Origin of the sequence: Streptomyces sp. NPDC001502 (genome assembly GCF_042894785.1) — a bacterium.
Lineage (GTDB): Bacteria > Actinomycetota > Actinomycetes > Streptomycetales > Streptomycetaceae > Streptomyces > Streptomyces kutzneri.
This window is the reverse complement of record NZ_JBIAVW010000011.1, coordinates 155447-170809: the sequence shown is the minus strand read 5'-3', so window position 1 is coordinate 170809 and position 15363 is coordinate 155447. Positions and strand designations below refer to the sequence as shown.

13 protein-coding genes, 1 tRNA gene and 1 pseudogene are annotated in these 15363 nt (G+C 71.3%); 9 read left to right on the top strand and 6 right to left on the bottom strand.

Going from position 1 to position 15363, the window contains the following annotated elements:
• Positions 1-27: 27 nt before the first annotated feature.
• Together ACFY0D_RS21385 and ACFY0D_RS21380 are read right to left on the bottom strand one after the other, a co-directional pair.
• Positions 28-1494, bottom strand: a complete 1467-nt coding sequence (locus tag ACFY0D_RS21385; RefSeq protein WP_390799698.1) for an aminopeptidase P family protein — start codon at positions 1492-1494, stop codon at positions 28-30.
• A gap of 120 nt (positions 1495-1614) precedes the next feature.
• Positions 1615-3171, bottom strand: a complete 1557-nt coding sequence (locus ACFY0D_RS21380; RefSeq protein WP_390799697.1) for a PP2C family protein-serine/threonine phosphatase — start codon at positions 3169-3171, stop codon at positions 1615-1617.
• 397 nt (positions 3172-3568) lie between these two features.
• On the opposite strand from ACFY0D_RS21380, the gene ACFY0D_RS21375 reads away from it, so the two are divergent.
• Positions 3569-4351: a bifunctional DNA primase/polymerase gene (locus ACFY0D_RS21375; RefSeq protein WP_390799696.1), complete on the top strand. Its 783-nt coding sequence runs from the start codon at positions 3569-3571 to the stop codon at positions 4349-4351.
• Between the two features lie 109 nt (positions 4352-4460).
• The gene (locus ACFY0D_RS21370; protein ID WP_351150579.1) at positions 4461-5033 is read left to right on the top strand and encodes a hypothetical protein; all 573 of its coding nucleotides are present in this window, start codon (positions 4461-4463) and stop codon (positions 5031-5033) included.
• Positions 5034-5213: 180 nt separating this feature from the next.
• Here ACFY0D_RS21370 and ACFY0D_RS21365 read toward each other — a convergent pair whose 3' ends face one another.
• From ACFY0D_RS21365 to ACFY0D_RS21355, 3 genes and pseudogenes are all read right to left on the bottom strand, one after another.
• Positions 5214-6188 (bottom strand): DUF5926 family protein, encoded by a 975-nt coding sequence (locus tag ACFY0D_RS21365; protein ID WP_301369169.1) that lies wholly within the window; start codon positions 6186-6188, stop codon positions 5214-5216.
• 177 nt (positions 6189-6365) lie between these two features.
• Positions 6366-7003, bottom strand: a pseudogene (locus tag ACFY0D_RS21360) (ATP-binding protein).
• Positions 7004-7062: 59 nt separating this feature from the next.
• Positions 7063-7851 (bottom strand): glycerophosphodiester phosphodiesterase, encoded by a 789-nt coding sequence (locus ACFY0D_RS21355; protein WP_390799766.1) that lies wholly within the window; start codon positions 7849-7851, stop codon positions 7063-7065.
• Between the two features lie 240 nt (positions 7852-8091).
• Between ACFY0D_RS21355 and ACFY0D_RS21350 the strand changes: the two genes are divergently transcribed.
• The 6 genes from ACFY0D_RS21350 to ACFY0D_RS21325 all read left to right on the top strand — a co-directional run bounded on the left by ACFY0D_RS21350 (position 8092) and on the right by ACFY0D_RS21325 (position 13598).
• Positions 8092-9585 carry a trypsin-like peptidase domain-containing protein gene (locus ACFY0D_RS21350; protein ID WP_390799695.1) on the top strand — a complete coding sequence of 498 codons (1494 nt, stop codon included), beginning with the start codon at positions 8092-8094 and terminating at the stop codon, positions 9583-9585.
• Between the two features lie 100 nt (positions 9586-9685).
• Positions 9686-10591: a LysR family transcriptional regulator gene (locus ACFY0D_RS21345; protein WP_390799694.1), complete on the top strand. Its 906-nt coding sequence runs from the start codon at positions 9686-9688 to the stop codon at positions 10589-10591.
• Between the two features lie 79 nt (positions 10592-10670).
• Positions 10671-11219, top strand: coding sequence for a cysteine dioxygenase (locus tag ACFY0D_RS21340; protein ID WP_390799693.1), 549 nt, complete (start codon positions 10671-10673; stop codon positions 11217-11219).
• Positions 11219-12265 (top strand): YeiH family protein, encoded by a 1047-nt coding sequence (locus tag ACFY0D_RS21335; protein WP_390799692.1) that lies wholly within the window; start codon positions 11219-11221, stop codon positions 12263-12265. Before ACFY0D_RS21340 ends, ACFY0D_RS21335 begins: the two co-directional genes overlap by 1 nt.
• Positions 12266-12510: 245 nt before the next feature.
• Entirely contained in the window at positions 12511-13458 is a 948-nt protein-coding gene (locus ACFY0D_RS21330; protein WP_390799691.1) for a trypsin-like serine peptidase, read from the top strand.
• Between the two features lie 52 nt (positions 13459-13510).
• Positions 13511-13598 (top strand) — tRNA-Ser (locus ACFY0D_RS21325).
• A 92-nt stretch (positions 13599-13690) separates the two neighbouring features.
• Here the strand turns inward: ACFY0D_RS21325 and ACFY0D_RS21320 are convergent.
• Positions 13691-14314 carry a hypothetical protein gene (locus tag ACFY0D_RS21320; protein ID WP_390799690.1) on the bottom strand — a complete coding sequence of 208 codons (624 nt, stop codon included), beginning with the start codon at positions 14312-14314 and terminating at the stop codon, positions 13691-13693.
• A 284-nt stretch (positions 14315-14598) separates the two neighbouring features.
• On the opposite strand from ACFY0D_RS21320, the gene ACFY0D_RS21315 reads away from it, so the two are divergent.
• The gene (locus tag ACFY0D_RS21315) at positions 14599-15060 is read left to right on the top strand and encodes a DUF6344 domain-containing protein (protein WP_390799689.1); all 462 of its coding nucleotides are present in this window, start codon (positions 14599-14601) and stop codon (positions 15058-15060) included.
• Positions 15061-15363 lie beyond the last annotated feature (303 nt).

Genomic DNA, 15363 nt, shown 5'->3' with positions numbered 1-15363 from the left:
CGCCCACCGGTACGCAAGGCGCAGGCGTCAGCCCTTCAGGCGCGCCATCCAGGCCTCGACCTCGGTCGAGGTGCGGGGCAGCCCGGCGGACAGGTTCCGGTTGCCGTCCTCGGTGACGAGGATGTCGTCCTCGATCCGGACGCCGATGCCGCGGTACTCCTCGGGCACCGTCAGGTCGTCCGCCTGGAAGTAGAGACCCGGCTCCACGGTCAGGCACACGCCCGGCTCCAGCGTGCCGTCGACGTACGCCTCGGTGCGCGCGGCCGCGCAGTCGTGGACGTCCATGCCGAGCATGTGGCCGGTGCCGTGCAGGGTCCAGCGGCGCTGCAGGCCCAGCTCCAGGACCCGCTCGACCGGGCCCTCCAACAGGCCCCACTCGACGAGCTTCTCGGCCAGCACGTGCTGCGAGGCGTCGTGGAAGTCGCGGAACTTCGCGCCCGGCTTCACCGCGGCGATGCCGGCTTCCTGGGACTCGTAGACCGCGTCGTAGATCTTGCGCTGGATGTCGGTGTACGTGCCGTTGATCGGCAGCGTGCGCGTGACGTCGGCGGTGTAGAGGGAGTGGGTCTCCACACCGGCGTCGAGCAGCAGCAGGTCACCGGAGCGGACGTCGCCGTCGTTGCGGACCCAGTGCAGGGTGCAGGCGTGCGGGCCGGCGGCGCAGATGGAGCCGTAGCCGACGTCGTTGCCCTCGACCCGGGCGCGCAGGAAGAAGGTGCCCTCGATGTAGCGCTCGGACGTGGCCTCGGCCTTGTCCAGGACCTTCACGACGTCCTCGAAGCCGCGGACGGTGGAGTCGACGGCCTTCTGCAGCTCGCCGATCTCGAACGCGTCCTTCACGGCGCGGGCCTCGGAGAGGTAGACGCGCAGTTCCTCGTCGCGCTCCTTGGTCACCTTGTCGGTGAGGGCGGACTCGATCACCGAGTCGTGGCCGCGCACGGCGCGGACCGGGCCCTCGGCCTCGGTGAGGGCCTCGGCGAGCTTGCGGACGTCCTGCGCGGGGATGCCCAGGAGCTGCTCGGCCTCGGTGAGGGAGTGCCGGCGGCCGACCCACAGCTCGCCCTGGCCGGACAGCCAGAACTCGCCGTTCTCCCGGTCGGAGCGCGGCAGCAGGTAGACGGTCGCGGTGTGACCGGTCGGCCCGGTGGGCTCCAGGACCAGGACGCCGTTCTCGGTCTGGTCGCCGGTGAGGTAGGCGTACTCGGTCGAGGCCCGGAAGGGGTACTCGGTGTCGTTCGAGCGGGTCTTCAGGCGGCCGGCGGGGATGACGAGGCGCTCGCCCGGGAAGCGCCGGGACAGCGCGTCGCGGCGGGCGAGGGTGTGCGCGGCCTGGGCGATGGGCTCCAGTCCGTGCAGCTCGGTGTCGGCCCAGCCGCTGCGCATGTTCTCCGCGAGTTCGTCGCTGACGCCCGGGTACAGACCGTTCTTGCGCTGCTTGTGCGTCTTCTTGGGCTGCTCTTCTTCCGGGGTCTCCGGGGTGAGCTCGTCAGCCACGTCTTCTCCTCAGCTACGACGGTACGGACCTGGGTGTGGACCGCATCCATCGTATGCGTGTGCGGAGAGAGCGTGTTCCGAATCGTGCCGTCCGTCACGATTCGGAACATGCTCCGGGCGTCATTCGAACCGGGCCGCGAGCAGCACGATGTCCTCGGGGGCGTCGGTCGGCTTCCCGCCGGGTAGTACGGTCCGCAGGATGTGCTCGCACAGGGCCGCCGGGTCCTCGCGGACGCTGCGGGGGACCCCCGCGGCCGCGGCGTGCAGCCGGGCGTAGGCCCGGTCCATCGGGTCGCCCGTGTGGTGCAGCAGCCCGTCGGTGTAGAGAAGCACCGTTTCTCCGGGTGCGGGTTCGATCTCCACGCTCGGCGCCTCCCAGCAGGACAGCATGCCCAGGGGCGCGGAGAGCGAGGTCTCCACGTACTCGGTGCGGTGCTCGCCGATCAGCAGCGGCGGGGTGTGCCCGGCACCGGCCAGAATGATCTTGCTGCCCTGGCCCTCCGCATTCGGCCCCCCGGCGGGTTCGCAGTAGGCGAAGAGCGCGGTGGCGGCGCGGGCAGGCTCGGTGAGGCGCAGCAGCAGCTCCAGGTCGGACAGGACCGCTACGGGGTCCTCGCCCTCCATGACGGCGTAGGCGCGCAGCGATGCGCGCAGCCGCCCCATCGCGGCGACGGCGCTCGGCCCGGATCCGGTGACCGAGCCGACGGCCAGCCCCAGGGCGCCCTCGGGCAGCGGCAGGGCGTCGTACCAGTCGCCCCCGCCGAGCGGCCCCGTGTGGTGGCGGGCCGCGAGCTGTACCCCGGGGATCCGGGGGAGCCGGCTCGGCAGCAGTTCCTCGGAGACGGTGGCCAGGTGCGTGCGGGAGCGTTCCACCTCCAGCATCCGGGCCAGGTGCTCGGCGGCGTGCCGCACGTACAGCCCGGCGAGGTCGCGCTGGCGGTCGCTCGGCTCGGCCTGCTCGTCGTAGAGCCAGACGGCCGCACCGAGTCGGCCGGTGGCCTCGGCGGTGAGGGGGAGAGAGTAGCTCGCGGCGTAGCCGAGACGGGCGGCGACCTCACGGTGGCGGGGGTCCACGGGGGCGGCGAAACCTCCGGCTCCGGGGGGCGCACCTGGTTCGGGGAGGAACTCGGAGCCGCCCTGGGCGTCGGGCAGGCCTTCGAGGATCCGCCCGTAGGAGGTGGCGCTGCGCGGCACGGTCTCGATGTGGCCGAGCTCCGCGTGGCCGAGCCCGAGGCCGATCGTGCTGGTCGGGCCGAGTCCGTCGGAGGGCTCCAGGACGATCAGGCCGCGGCGGGCGCCGACGAGCGCGGCTCCGGCACGCAGGAATTCGCGCAGCGAGGTGTCGAGGTCACTGGCGCGGGCGAGGCGCTCGGTGAGCTCGTGCAGGGTGGTGAGGTCCGAGACCATGCCCGCCAGCCGGTCCTGGATGACACTGCCCGGGCCGCCGGGCGGCGGGGCCGGTACGGGGGCGCTTCGGACGGGCGCGGGCGCCGCAGTGTGCGGCGACGCGGTTGCTGCTGGATCGATTCCAGCCACTTTCGGCAGATGCGGGGCGCTCATGGCGTCCGCCTTTCCACCTGGTGCGATTCGCCAAATAGCATCGCAAACCCCCAGATCGTGCTGCGCCGCCATCAAGGAATCCACATCTACACGCACACGTGGATGCATGTCCAGCATTGCCCAGGTGGGAATCCTGGTGTCCGTGGGACGGCAACTCACTGTCGAGCCAAGGCTAGAACTTGGCCGGAAAAAGCTGGAAGCAGTCGGTTTTTGCGATCGACTGAGCGGGCTCCGCAGGGGCCTCGGGTACGTACTCGGTGATGTGCGCGGCCAGTTGGCGCTGCCGGGAACCACCCGGCACGGGCCGTCGTCCTTAGCGGCGGCCGCCGGTCTCGGTGGCCGGCGCGGGTCGCGCTCCACCCCCGCGGGACGTTTGATGGACCTGTAAGAAAACTGCACGAACCGTGTGAACCTGCTTCTGGCGGACAGTGACGCGAAACCTGTACGTGTGGTGAGACACCGGTTACATGGTGTGATGTGGCCCTCGGCGTTCAACGGAAAGGAACGAGCGCACATGCGCGAGATCCTCGGAAGGCGTCTCCAGCGGCTCCGCGATCGCTTTCAATCCCTGCGCCCCGACCCGGGACAGAGCGGCAGCACGTCCGCTCTCCTCGACGCGGCGCTCGTCTGCGCCACTACCTGGCAGTGGCCCGTCCTGCCCGGCGCCGGCCGGTCCGGCACCGACGGCAAGCGATGCGCCTGCCCCGACCCCGACTGCGCCGTCCCCGGCGCGCATCCCTTCGACCCCGGACTGCTCGCCGCCACCACCGACCCCCGGATGGTGGCCTGGTGGTGGACCAACCGGCCCGCCGCCCCGGTTCTGATGGCCACCGGCGGGACCGCCCCGTGCGCGGTGAGCCTGCCGGCCGGCGCGGCCGCGCGCGCCCTCGTACGACTGGACGCGCAAGGCATGCGGCTCGGTCCGGTCGTGGCAACGCCCACCCGTTGGGCGTTGCTGGTGGCGCCCTACTCGCTGGAGCGGCTCGGCGAACTCCTGTACGCGAAGGACCACGTGCCCTCCTCCCTGCGCTTCCACGGGGAGGGCGGCTACCTGTTGCTGCCGCCCTCCGCCGCATCCAGCGGTGGCCAGGTGCGCTGGGAACGGGAGCCGCGGGCGCAGTCGGCGGCGCAGCGGCCGCGGGCACGGTCTGCGCAGGCGCGGCCCCCGCAGGCACGGTCGGCGCAGGCGCAGGCGCAGGCGGGAAACCTCTGGCTGCCCGAGATCGAGGCGGTCGTGGACGCGCTGGTCGAGGCCAGCAGCGGTGCGCCCGGCGGTGGCAGCAGGCTCGCGTACTGACCTGCCGGGCATGCCGGGATCACTCGTACGGGTGTCGGCAGGACGAGTTTCCAAGGGAATTGGGCGCGGGGATCTCCGTGCCCCATTCCCTCCTCGCTATCTTCGGCGAATGAATCTCCGCCTGATCGGTATCGGCGCCGGTGTGCTGATCATCTTGTCGCTCCCGCTCGCCGGGGCGATCGCCGGGCCGGATTTTGCCGGTCAGGACGACGGAAAGGGCGGCGGCCTGTTCTCGGCGCTCGGGCTTTCGGACTCCTCCCGCACATCCCCCGCAGCGCCCGCGCGCTCGGCGCCGACGGCCGGCCCGCAGCAGCCCGGCCCGGCCGAGCAGCCCCGTACGGATTCCCGCTGCGGGCCCGAACTGTCCTCGCCGCACGGGGTGGAGGCACAGACCTGCGTGCTGGTCGGTGAGGGCCAGACGTGGGGCCGGAGTTACTACCGGAACACAAGTGGTCGCGCACTGGATGCCGTGCTGACGGTGATGGGTCCGGCCGGGCGCACGGTCCAGATCCGGTGTGCGGTGGGCGCGGGCGACGAACCTGGCCTGTGCGAGACGCCGAAGGAGGCCTCGGCAGGCGATCCGGAGAGTTACTCGGCCGTAGCGGAGTTTGCAGTTCCGGATGATGAAGGGGAACTGCTCTTGAGGTCCGGGAGCAACTCACCGGCACCGGGTGACGGTTGATCGCACCCTGGAAATCAAGGGCCCGGTCGCTGGCGACGGGGGATGCACCAGCGACCGGGCTACAAGAACGGTAACAAGAGATCGCCTGTTCGCAAATTCGATCTCCGATATTCAGACACCGATTTGCAGACGATTAGCGGGAGTTGTGACTCCGGTCACCGTCTCCGCGCGGGCGCTCCGTCAGCTGAGCGTCACCTGGCGGTTGGTGAGTCCGCCGCGTGCCCGGCGCTCCTCCGTGGTCAGCGGGGCGTCCGTGGCCAGAGCCCCGGCCAGCCGCTCCGCGAACTCCGCCGCGGGCTTCTCCACGTCGTCGGCCGTGACCCCGGTGGGCAGGTCCCAGACGGGGACCATCAGGCCGTGGGCGCGGAAGGAGCCGACGAGCTTCGTGCCCTCGCCGAGCGAGGACGTGCCGGCCGCGTGCAGCCGCGCGAGGGCGTCGAGCAGCTTCTCCTCGGGGTGCGGCATGACCCAGCGCAGGTGGTTCTTGTCCGGCGTCTCGCACCAGTAGGCGGCGTCCACGCCGGTCAGCTTGACGGTGGGAATGGCGGCCGCGTTGGCGCGCTCCAGCGAGGCGGCGATCTCCGGCGAGGCGTTCTGGGCGCTCTCGGATTCCGGAATCCAGAATTCGAACCCGGTGTGCACAACCGGCTCGAAACCGCCGTCGGCGTCCAGGAGATCCTGAAGTCGGGGACCCTCGGCGGGAACCCGGCGGGCGGCGACCGGCGTACCGGGCTCCGCCACGAGGGCGCGTTCCAGGGTGTCGGCCATGTCGCGGCCGAGGTCTCCGGAGGACGAGTCGTTCTGCAGGCCGAGGAGGACGGACCCGTCCTCACGGCGCAGCGCCGGCCACGCCATGGGCAGTACGGTCACCAGCGTGACGGAGGGAACGCCCTCGGGCAGGCCGCCCTTGAGGGACAGCGGGACGGTGGCGGCGGGCACCAGTTCGCGCAGCGCGACCCAGTCGCACTCGCCCGGCAGTCCCTCGAACGGGCGCCGCACGTGCTCGGTGACGGCGTGCGCGGCGGCTGCGCCGTGGCAGGCCTTGTAGCGGCGGCCGGATCCGCAGGGACAGGGCTCGCGGGCGCCCACGACGGGGATCTCACCGTTGTTGAGCTGCGGCTTTGCAGTCTTGGCTGCGGGGCGCTTCTTGGCCATCGTGCGTGTCTCCCGGTTGCGGCGGTACGGCGTCGTGTCTGGGCGCGAGCCTAGCCGTTCGTACCGCCGGAACCGGTTGGGTGCGGCCGGGAGCACGGTCGGCGTGCGCTCCCGGACGGCCGCCTGTGCGGATGACCGGTACTGCTGTCGTGCTGTCGTGCGGTCGGGATCCCGGGTTCAGGGATCGAGGTCGTCGAATGCCGTACTGAAGTCGATCGCCGGGGGCGCAACGCGCGTAGCGAAATCCTCGTGCCGGGGCCCACAGGCAACGATCACCCACACGGTGACCTCACCCGCCGCTCCGTCCCGGACACCCCAGTCCTGGGCCAGGGCGCTGATGATGTTCAGCCCCCGGCCGCCCCGTGCGGTGACCGAGGGTGTGGCAGGAACCGGGCGGGTGGGCCCGCCTCCGTCCGTGACCTCGACCGTCAGCCGTCCCGCTCTGTCGACGCGCCATGCGGCGCGTATCTCCCCGTCCCCGACTTCCCGAGCGCCGAGCGGCCTGCCATGTCGGCAGGCGTTGCTGAGCAGTTCGGAAAGGATCAGTACGGCATCGTCCACGACCGATTCGGGCACCCCGCTGATACGCAGTTGCTCGCGCATCCGGTGTCGCGCCTCGCCCACGCCCGCAGGACCATGGCGTACGTCCATGCACGACGACGTGGGCACTTCTTGTGCCACCACCAACGCCACCCCCGGAACCTCCTTAGCCCCACGCATGGTCTGGATGCCCCAATGGCCTGGACCGGAAACCGCCGAAGGAGCCCGAAGCGGGCCCCTCTGACGCATTCATGCCGGACGAATGCGGAGCGAATGCGCCGGAGCACACCCTGTAACGAACGAGTTGGGGGTGGCGGGTGTGCAAAAAGGGACTTCAGCGCCCGAGTTGGGACAGAACTTGGCGGGGTCTGTTCGTGATGATTGCTTCCACGCCCAGATCAGCGCAGAGCTGAACGTCTTCCGGTTCGTTCACTGTCCATACGTGCACGGAGTGGCCCGCGCCCTGGAGCTTCTGGATGAAGCCGGGGTGGTTGCGCACGATCCGCATCCCGGGGCCGGCGATCGTCACGCCGGCCGGCAGCCGCCCGTCCCGCATCCGGGGTGAGATGAACTGCATCAGGTACACGGTCGGGATCGTCGGCGCGGATGCCCGGATCCGGTGCAGGGAGCGCGCGGAGAAGCTCATGACCCGCACCGGGTGCGGACCCTCGGCGGGCGGGGCGTCCAGGCCGAAGCGCTTGAGGAGGACGAGGAGGCGCTCCTCCACCTGTCCGGCCCAGCGGGTCGGATGCTTCGTCTCGATCGCGAGCTGCACGGGCCGTCCGGCGTCGGAGACCAGCTCCAGCAGGCGCTCCAGGGTGAGGACGGAGGTGCGCTCGGGGTCCGCGTCCCAGTCCGGGGACTCCTCGCGGTCCTTCCAGGAACCGAAGTCGAGGGCGGCGAGATCGGCCAGTTCCAGGGCGGAGACGGCCCCGCGGCCGTTCGAGGTGCGGTTCACGCGGCGGTCGTGGACCAGGACCAGATGGCCGTCCGCGGTCAGCCGGACATCGCATTCGAGGCCGTCGGCGCCGTCCTCGATGGCCTTGCGGTAGGCGGCCAGGGTGTGCTCGGGGGCATCCTCCGAGGCGCCGCGGTGGGCGACGACCTGGATGGTGCGCGGCATTGCGTGGGTCACCGGGTCATGGTGCCACCGAGAGGTGCCCGGGCGTCGGGGTCGGCCCCGAGAGTGCATCCGAAATGTCGGATATAAAGAATGGGGAGAGATGCACAGGTCCGGCTTACAGTGCTCTGACGGGTCATGGGAAAGGCTTTGCCCAGGAACTTGTGCGGCACGTCGAACGTTCAGTCGGACCGATATCGCCAGAGAATTTTCCGAAGCCGTGTGTGACGAGGAGAGAGCGCTGTGAGCACCGAGAACGAGGGCACCGCGGCCCCGACACCCCCCGCGGCCCCGTCCGTACCCCCTGCTCCGGCCTCCGAGACGCAGGATGCGGCCCCCGCGCCCGCCGTCGGCGAGCAGGCGACCCAGCAGCTGCCGCCGACCCCGGCGCCCGGCACCGAGCCCACCCAGCAGATCCCGCCCGCACAGGCGCCCCCGGCCTACGGTCAGGCTCCCGCACAGACGCCCCCCGCCTACGGCCAGCCTCCCGCCCCGGCCGCGCACGGAGCCGAGGGCTGGCCGCCCCCGCCGCCCACGGTGCCGACGTACGGAGCGGGCGGCCACGGCGGCGGAGCCTGGGGCGCTCCCCTGACCACCGACGGTGCCCCCGCGCCCAAGCCGAAGGGCAGGGGCGGCCTGATCGCGGGCGTGCTCGTGGCGGCCCTCCTCGCGGGCGGCATCGGCGGCGGCGTCGGCTACTGGGCCGCCCAGCGCAGCAACGACGGCACCGGCTCCACCACGATCAGCGCCGCGAACACCCCCAAGGACCTCAAGCGCGAGGCCGGCTCCATCGCCGGTCTGGCTGCGGGCGCCCTGCCCAGCGTGGTCACCATCGAGGCCTCGGCCGGCGACGGCGAGGGCGGCACCGGCACCGGGTTCGTCTACGACCAGCAGGGCCACATCCTCACCAACAACCACGTCGTGGCCTCCGCCGCGAACGGCGGCAAGCTCTTCGCGACGTTCTCCGACGGCAAGCGGTACGACGCCGAGGTCGTGGGCCGTGCCCAGGGCTACGACGTCGCCGTCCTCAAGCTGAAGAGCCCGCCGGCCGGCCTCAAGCCGCTGCCCCTCGGTGACTCCGACAAGGTCGCGGTCGGCGACTCGACCATCGCGATCGGCGCCCCCTTCGGCCTGTCCAACACGGTCACCACCGGCATCGTGAGCGCCAAGAACCGCCCGGTCGCCTCCGGAGACGGCAGCGGCAGCAAGAACTCGTACATGAGCGCCCTCCAGACGGACGCCTCGATCAACCCGGGCAACTCGGGCGGTCCGCTGCTCGACGGACGCGGCGCGGTCATCGGCATCAACTCCGCGATCCAGTCGGCGGGCAACGGCGGCTTCGGCGGCGGCCAGGCCGGCTCCATCGGCCTCGGCTTCGCCATCCCGGTCAACCAGGCGAAGAACGTCGCCGAATCGCTGATCAAGACGGGCAAGCCGGTCTACCCGGTGATCTCGGTCTCGGTCGACCTCCAGGCCAAGTCCGAGGGCGCCAAGATCTCCGAGCAGGGCGGGGCCGCCAACGAACTGGTCGACCCGAACGGTCCGGCCGGCAAGGCGGGCCTCAAGCCCGGTGACGTCATCACCGAGTTCGGTGGCAAGCCGGTCGACAGCGGCCCGACCCTGATCAGCATGATCTGGACGTACAAGCCCGGCGACACCGTGAAGCTGACCTACCTGCGCGGCGGCAAGCCGACCACGGTCGACATCACGCTCGGCTCGCGGGTCGGCGACAAGTAGCAGTACCCGAGCACCACCGGTCGCGGCGGCGGCCCGAAGAGGAGGGGCCGTAGGCGGGATTCCGCCTACGGCCCCTCCAACGTCCGCTTATGCTTCGGTGGTGTTCGATTCTCGGCACATACGGACCTTTCACGCGGTGGTCGCCTCCGGGTCGTACTCGGCCGCCGCCCGCGTGCTGGGGTACACCCAGCCCGCCATCACCCAGCAGATGAAGGCGCTCGAACGCGCCGTCGGGACCCCGCTGTTCACCCGCGTGGGCCGCAAGATGCAGCTCACCGAGGCCGGGGAGTCCCTGTCACGGCACGCCGAGACCATCCTCGGCAACCTCTCCGCCGCCGAGGCCCAGCTGAGGGCGTACGCCCGGCTGCGCACCGGCCGGGTCAGGCTGTGCGGCTTCCCCAGCGCCAATGTCACCCTGGTCCCCGAGGCCCTGAGCGGCCTGGCCAAGGACCATCCAGGCATACAGGTGGAACTGCTGGAAGGCGAGCCCCCCGAGTCGCTGCGCCGGCTGGAGCGCGGGGAGTGCGACATCACCCTGGCCTTCACCTATCCCGGCCTGCACGAGGAGATCCCGGAGGAGGTCGCCGAGGTCAGGCTGCTGGAGGACCAGCTGACGGTGCTGCTCCCGACCGGGCATCCGCTGGCCCGCCGCCGTGCCGTGCACCTGGCCGACCTCGCCGAGGAACGGTGGATCGCGGGCTGCCCGCGCTGCCGGGCGAACCTGCTGCACGAGTGCGCGGAGCTGGGCTTCGTGCCCGACATCCGCTTCGCCACCGACGACAACCTGGTCGTGCAGAGCCTGGTCGCACAGGGGCTGGGTGTGGCGATGATGCCCGCGCTGGTGCTGCCCTCCCTCTCGCTGAGCCGGGTCTGCGGGCGGGCCCTCCAGCCCGCCGCGCGCCGGCACATCGCCGCGTACGTCTACCGCGACCATCTGCGGATCCCGGCAACGTCTGTGGTGCTCGACGCGCTGAAACAGGTGGCGGCGAACCGGGTCGGCTGCTGACCAACCCATAAGCGTTGCTTGGGATTTCAGGTCATAACTGTCGTTGGACGTGATGGAGAGTCGGCAGCACGCTGCCGATATGACCACCACCACGCCGGCCCGTACCACCACGAGGATGGCCGCCCTCGTCAGTGAGATCCGTACGGTCGTGGAGCGGGGGCTGGCTCCCGACCTCACCGCATACCTGGTGGGCGAGCGGCTCGCCCCGCACCTGGGCGCGCCCGACCTGCTCACCCCGGCGCAGCGCGAAGGTGACCCGGAGCGGTACCGGCAGCACATCCTGCACGCCGAGTCCGACGGCAGCTTCTCCGTGGTGGCACTGGTGTGGCTGCCCGGGCAGGAGACCTGCATCCACGACCACGTGTCCTGGTGCGTGGCCGGGGTGCACCAGGGTGAGGAGAGCGAACGCCGCTTCCGTCTCGCGCCGGGCACCGGTCCCGCCCGGCTGGTGGCCACCGAGGACGTGGTCAACGCCCAGGGCGACGTCTGCGGGTTCGCCCCGCCCGGCGACATCCACAAGGTGCGCAACTCCTGTACGACCAAGGCGATATCGGTGCACGTGTACGGCGCCGACGTCTCCCGGCTCGGCACCAGCATCCGTCGCGTCTACACGCTTCCCGTCGACTGATGGCCCTCCTCCACCGTCCCCAGAGCACGGCGGTCAGGCATGTTTCACGTGAAACACCGACTCCGTGGCCCGGGTTGGCGATGGCTGCGGGTGGTGCGCTGACGGCCTGGTGCGTCCACCGTCTCGTGCCCGCCGTGCCGATGCTGACCGCATCGGTGGTGCTGGGCATCGCAGTGGCGCACCTGCCGGGCCTGCGGACGTTCGTACGCGCGGCCGCGCGCCCGGGACTCTCCCTGGCCGGCCGCCGGCTCATGCGGATGGGCATCGTCCTGCTGGGCCTCGGCCTGGGCCTGGACCAGGTGCTGCGGCTGGGATGGGCCACCGTGGCCATGGTGGTCGGCGTGGTGGCGGCCACCTTCCTCGGCACCCTCTGGCTGGGCCGCCGGCTGGGACTCCCGGGTGATCAGCCTCTGTTGATCGCCACCGGGTACTCGATCTGCGGCGCCTCGGCGATCGGAGCCGTGAGCGAGGTGTCCGGCAGTGACGAGGAGGACGTGGCCGCCTCGGTGGCACTGGTCACCCTCTGCGGGACACTCGCCATAGCCATACTCCCTCTGCTCCAGGGGCCGTTGGGGCTCTCTGACCCCGCCTTCGGGCGGTGGGTCGGCGCGGGGGTCCACGACGTCGGCCAGGTCGTGGCCACCGCCCAGACCGCGGGCCCCGCTGCCCTGGGCGAGGCGGTCCTGGTCAAGCTGATGCGCGTGGCGCTGCTCGCCCCGCTGGTGGCGGCCGTGGCCTTCTCGGTACGGGCCCGGCGCCGCGGGGTGCGCACCGCCGCGGGCCGCAGGCCTGCGCCGGTGCCGCTGTTCGTCCTCGGGTTCCTGGCCGCGGCCGCGCTGCGCGCCACCGGGGTACTGCCCGACGTGGCGCTGGAGTGGGCGCACAGCGCCCAGGAGGCCCTGCTGGCGGCTGCCCTGTTCGGCCTGGGGAGCGCGGTGCACCTGCCGACGCTGGCCCGAACCGGCGGGCGGGCCGCGGCACTGGGACTGGGGGCGTGGGTGGTCGTGGCGGGAGTTTCGTACGCGGGCGTGATGCTCACCGTATGACGCCGTTCAGCGCCGTATGGCGGCGCAACGGCGGGGAGTTGGCCATTTCCTGGCCGGAACCGACCGAACGTTCTGACTGCCCGCTGACATTGCGACGCGCCCGTGCCACTCTGCCCGGTAATCCGCACGACGCACGAACGCACCACGCACCACGAACCGCGCACAGCCGATCCGCACCGACCGCTCTTCACCCCCACCCTGCCCGGCTTCGCCAACCGGCCCGGGCACGGCAGAAGGAGTCATGCGTGAATCGTCATCGCACGGCCTTGTCCGTCCTGCTCGCGGCCGGCGCCCTGGTCGCGGGCGCCCTGACGGCGGCCACCCCCTCGATCGCCGCGGATGCCCCGGCATCCTTCCGGCAACAGCACACCCACGGCTTCTGGACCGCCGAGCGGATGCGCGGCGCCACGCCGCTCGACGTGACGGCGGTGCCCGGCGTGGCCCGCACCCCGGTCGCCACGTCGTCGGCCCCCACGACCATCGCCCCGACGGCGGCGGCGTCCCCCACGGCGTTCCCGCAGGCGGGCGGCGCCTGGACGGGCGGCGGCGCCGTGGTGAAGACCTCGGGGCGCGTCTTCTTCACGATGGGCGACCGGACCGCATCCTGCTCCGGCGACTCGGTCACCAGCGCCAACGGCAGCACCGTCATCACGGCCGGCCACTGCGTGAAGTACCAGGGGGCCTGGCACACGAACTGGGTCTTCGTCCCCGCCTACAACAACGGCTCCGCCCCATACGGCCAGTGGTCGGCCACCAAGACCTTCGCCACCGACCAGTGGGCCGCGAGCGAGGACATGAACATGGACGTCGGCCTCGCCGTCGTCGCCCCGCTGAACGGACAGACCCTCAGCCAGACGGTCGGGGCCCAGGGCATCGCCTTCAACGGCGGCTACAACAAGAAGATGTACTCCTTCGGCTTTCCCGCGGCGGCTCCGTACGACGGCACCAAGCTGGTCTACTGCAGCGGCAACAGCGGCAAGGACTTCCTGCTGACCAAGGACCACGGCCTGGGCTGCAACATGACCGGCGGCTCCAGCGGCGGCCCCTGGTTCCAGGACTTCAACGAGGCCACGGGCCTGGGCACCCAGGTCTCGGTGAACAGCTTCGGCTACACCTTCCTGCCGAACCGGATGTACGGCCCGTACTTCGGCAACGAGGCGAAGGCGGCCTACGACAAGGCTCAGACCTCCTGACCTCCATTGCCGCTCCCGCCACCCCCACCTGGCCGGTACTCTGTACCGGCCAGGTGGGTTGCCCGAGCGGCCTAAGGGAACGGTCTTGAAAACCGTCGTGGCGCGAGTCACCGTGGGTTCAAATCCCACACCCACCGCCAAGCGGGCCGAGGCCCAGCTCAGAAGGGGTGCCAACCATCCGGTGGCACCCTTTCTGCATGTGAGGCCGGGCATCGGCCCGGCTCTGGCGGGGTCAGCCGTCGAACCAGACGACCAGGCGGACCCCCTCGTCGCCGTGCAGGCCCGCCAGGGTCCTCATGACCGACCACACAGCACCCCAGTCGCTGTCAGGCACGGCGTGCTTGCGTCGGAGGCGCCCGATGCGGAAGAGGCGAGCGCCGTCGGGCCACTCGGTGCCCTCGGGGTAGGCGCGGCCCGCGCGGTAGAGAGCGTGGGGATCGGTGACGCCGGCGAGCACGGCAAAGCGGTCGAGGCCGGTGTTCCGGCCGTGCAGCACCCAGGTCCCGTCCAGGCTGCGGCGGTACTCATGGACGCACTCGTCGACCGCGTTCGCGGTCTCGTCCCAGTCCGTTGCCGCCAGCTCCGCCCAGGTGATCCACGACGCACCGGTCGCGTCCGAGCTCCAGGCCTCGGAACCGGCCAGGGTCTCCGGCGATACGTCAGGGGGTAGGCCGCGGTAGTCGGCGAGCGGGCGGAAGGACGTGGTGTCGCGGACGCCGAACAGGGCCCCGAAGGCGACGTACGAGCGCCCGTTGTAGAGGTGACCGAGGTCGATGGCACCATCCCAGCCGCGGTCGTCCTCGTCCGGCCGGCGGTCCCAGCGGCACTCGATGAAGCCGTGTATGTCTGTCCCCATACCGGGATTGTTCTCCGTCGGGGCATGGCGGGCGACGGCATTTCCGGCTTGCCGGTCGGTCGGCGCCGTGCTGAAGCAAATATGCAGTTCAGGATGGATTTGGATGCAGGTTTTCCGGTGGCTCCGGGGAGGGCGGCCGGGGGCTTGGGGCACCTTCTTGGGCCGTCCGAGTGGTGTTTGTCGGAAGATCGGCGCGGGTCGTGGGGACGGTGCGGTTGCGGCCACATCATGACGAATGTATTCAGATCCGCCCGTCCGAACATCGTGAATCGAGGCACCCCGTCATGACTCACCGCAGCATCATCACGTCGATCTGGACCTCCGTCCTCGCCGCCCTGGTGGCCATCCTCTCCGGCTTCGGCCTCGCGGCGAAGTCGGCCTCGGCCGTCGCCTCCGTCCCCGCCCCCGCCGCTGCGGCCACCGCGGCCACCGCCGTGCGCCGGCCGGCCGTCGCGGCCCGGCGGACCTGGCGGGCGATGATGCGGGGAGGTTCGCTGCCGCCGACCATCAAGCAGCGGATCCACGCCGAGGCGCACGGCAAGACCCCTTCCGTACGACGTTCCACCACCGCCGCGGCCATGGGTGCCGGTGCCGGAACCGCCCCCCGGACGCTGACCTCGGCCGCAGCACCCGCCGCAGCACACACCGCGGTACCTGCCGCCGCCGTCGCGGCGCCCGCCGCGGGATCCGCAGTACCCGCGGTCGCCACCGGTGCCGCCCGGGACGCTCTCGCGCTCGCCGCGTAGCCCCGTAAGCCGCAGACCGTAAGTCCCGTACATGCAGTCCACGAGAGCGCAGGGCAGCCGCAGGGTCCGGCTCGCAGGCGTACACGCCGCCGTCGGGCAGGAGCAAGGACGAGAGCAGCGGCGAAAGCAGTCGTCAGGGCAGTCGTCAGGACAGTCGTAAGAGCGGCAGTACGAGGACCAGCAGGAACGAGCGCAGTAGCAGGCCCGGTAACAGGCGCTGGAGCCCGGTCGGTCGTGACCGTGGATCGCGCTACGAGGGTGCCCCCAGGGCGGGGTACGGATGGATCACCCCGGCTTGCGCCG

What these genes read in the sequence shown, in the direction of transcription:
- ACFY0D_RS21380 (WP_390799697.1), bottom strand. Translation starts at nt 3,171, where the DNA reads ATGCTGGACATGCATCCACGTGTGCGTGTAGATGTGGATTCCTTGATG.
- ACFY0D_RS21375 (WP_390799696.1), top strand. Translation starts at nt 3,569, where the DNA reads ATGCGCGAGATCCTCGGAAGGCGTCTCCAGCGGCTCCGCGATCGCTTT.
- ACFY0D_RS21370 (WP_351150579.1), top strand. Translation starts at nt 4,461, where the DNA reads ATGAATCTCCGCCTGATCGGTATCGGCGCCGGTGTGCTGATCATCTTG.
- ACFY0D_RS21365 (WP_301369169.1), bottom strand. Translation starts at nt 6,188, where the DNA reads ATGGCCAAGAAGCGCCCCGCAGCCAAGACTGCAAAGCCGCAGCTCAAC.
- ACFY0D_RS21355 (WP_390799766.1), bottom strand. Translation starts at nt 7,851, where the DNA reads ATGCCGCGCACCATCCAGGTCGTCGCCCACCGCGGCGCCTCGGAGGAT.
- ACFY0D_RS21340 (WP_390799693.1), top strand. Translation starts at nt 10,671, where the DNA reads ATGACCACCACCACGCCGGCCCGTACCACCACGAGGATGGCCGCCCTC.
- ACFY0D_RS21335 (WP_390799692.1), top strand. Translation starts at nt 11,219, where the DNA reads ATGGCCCTCCTCCACCGTCCCCAGAGCACGGCGGTCAGGCATGTTTCA.
- ACFY0D_RS21320 (WP_390799690.1), bottom strand. Translation starts at nt 14,314, where the DNA reads ATGGGGACAGACATACACGGCTTCATCGAGTGCCGCTGGGACCGCCGG.
- ACFY0D_RS21315 (WP_390799689.1), top strand. Translation starts at nt 14,599, where the DNA reads ATGACTCACCGCAGCATCATCACGTCGATCTGGACCTCCGTCCTCGCC.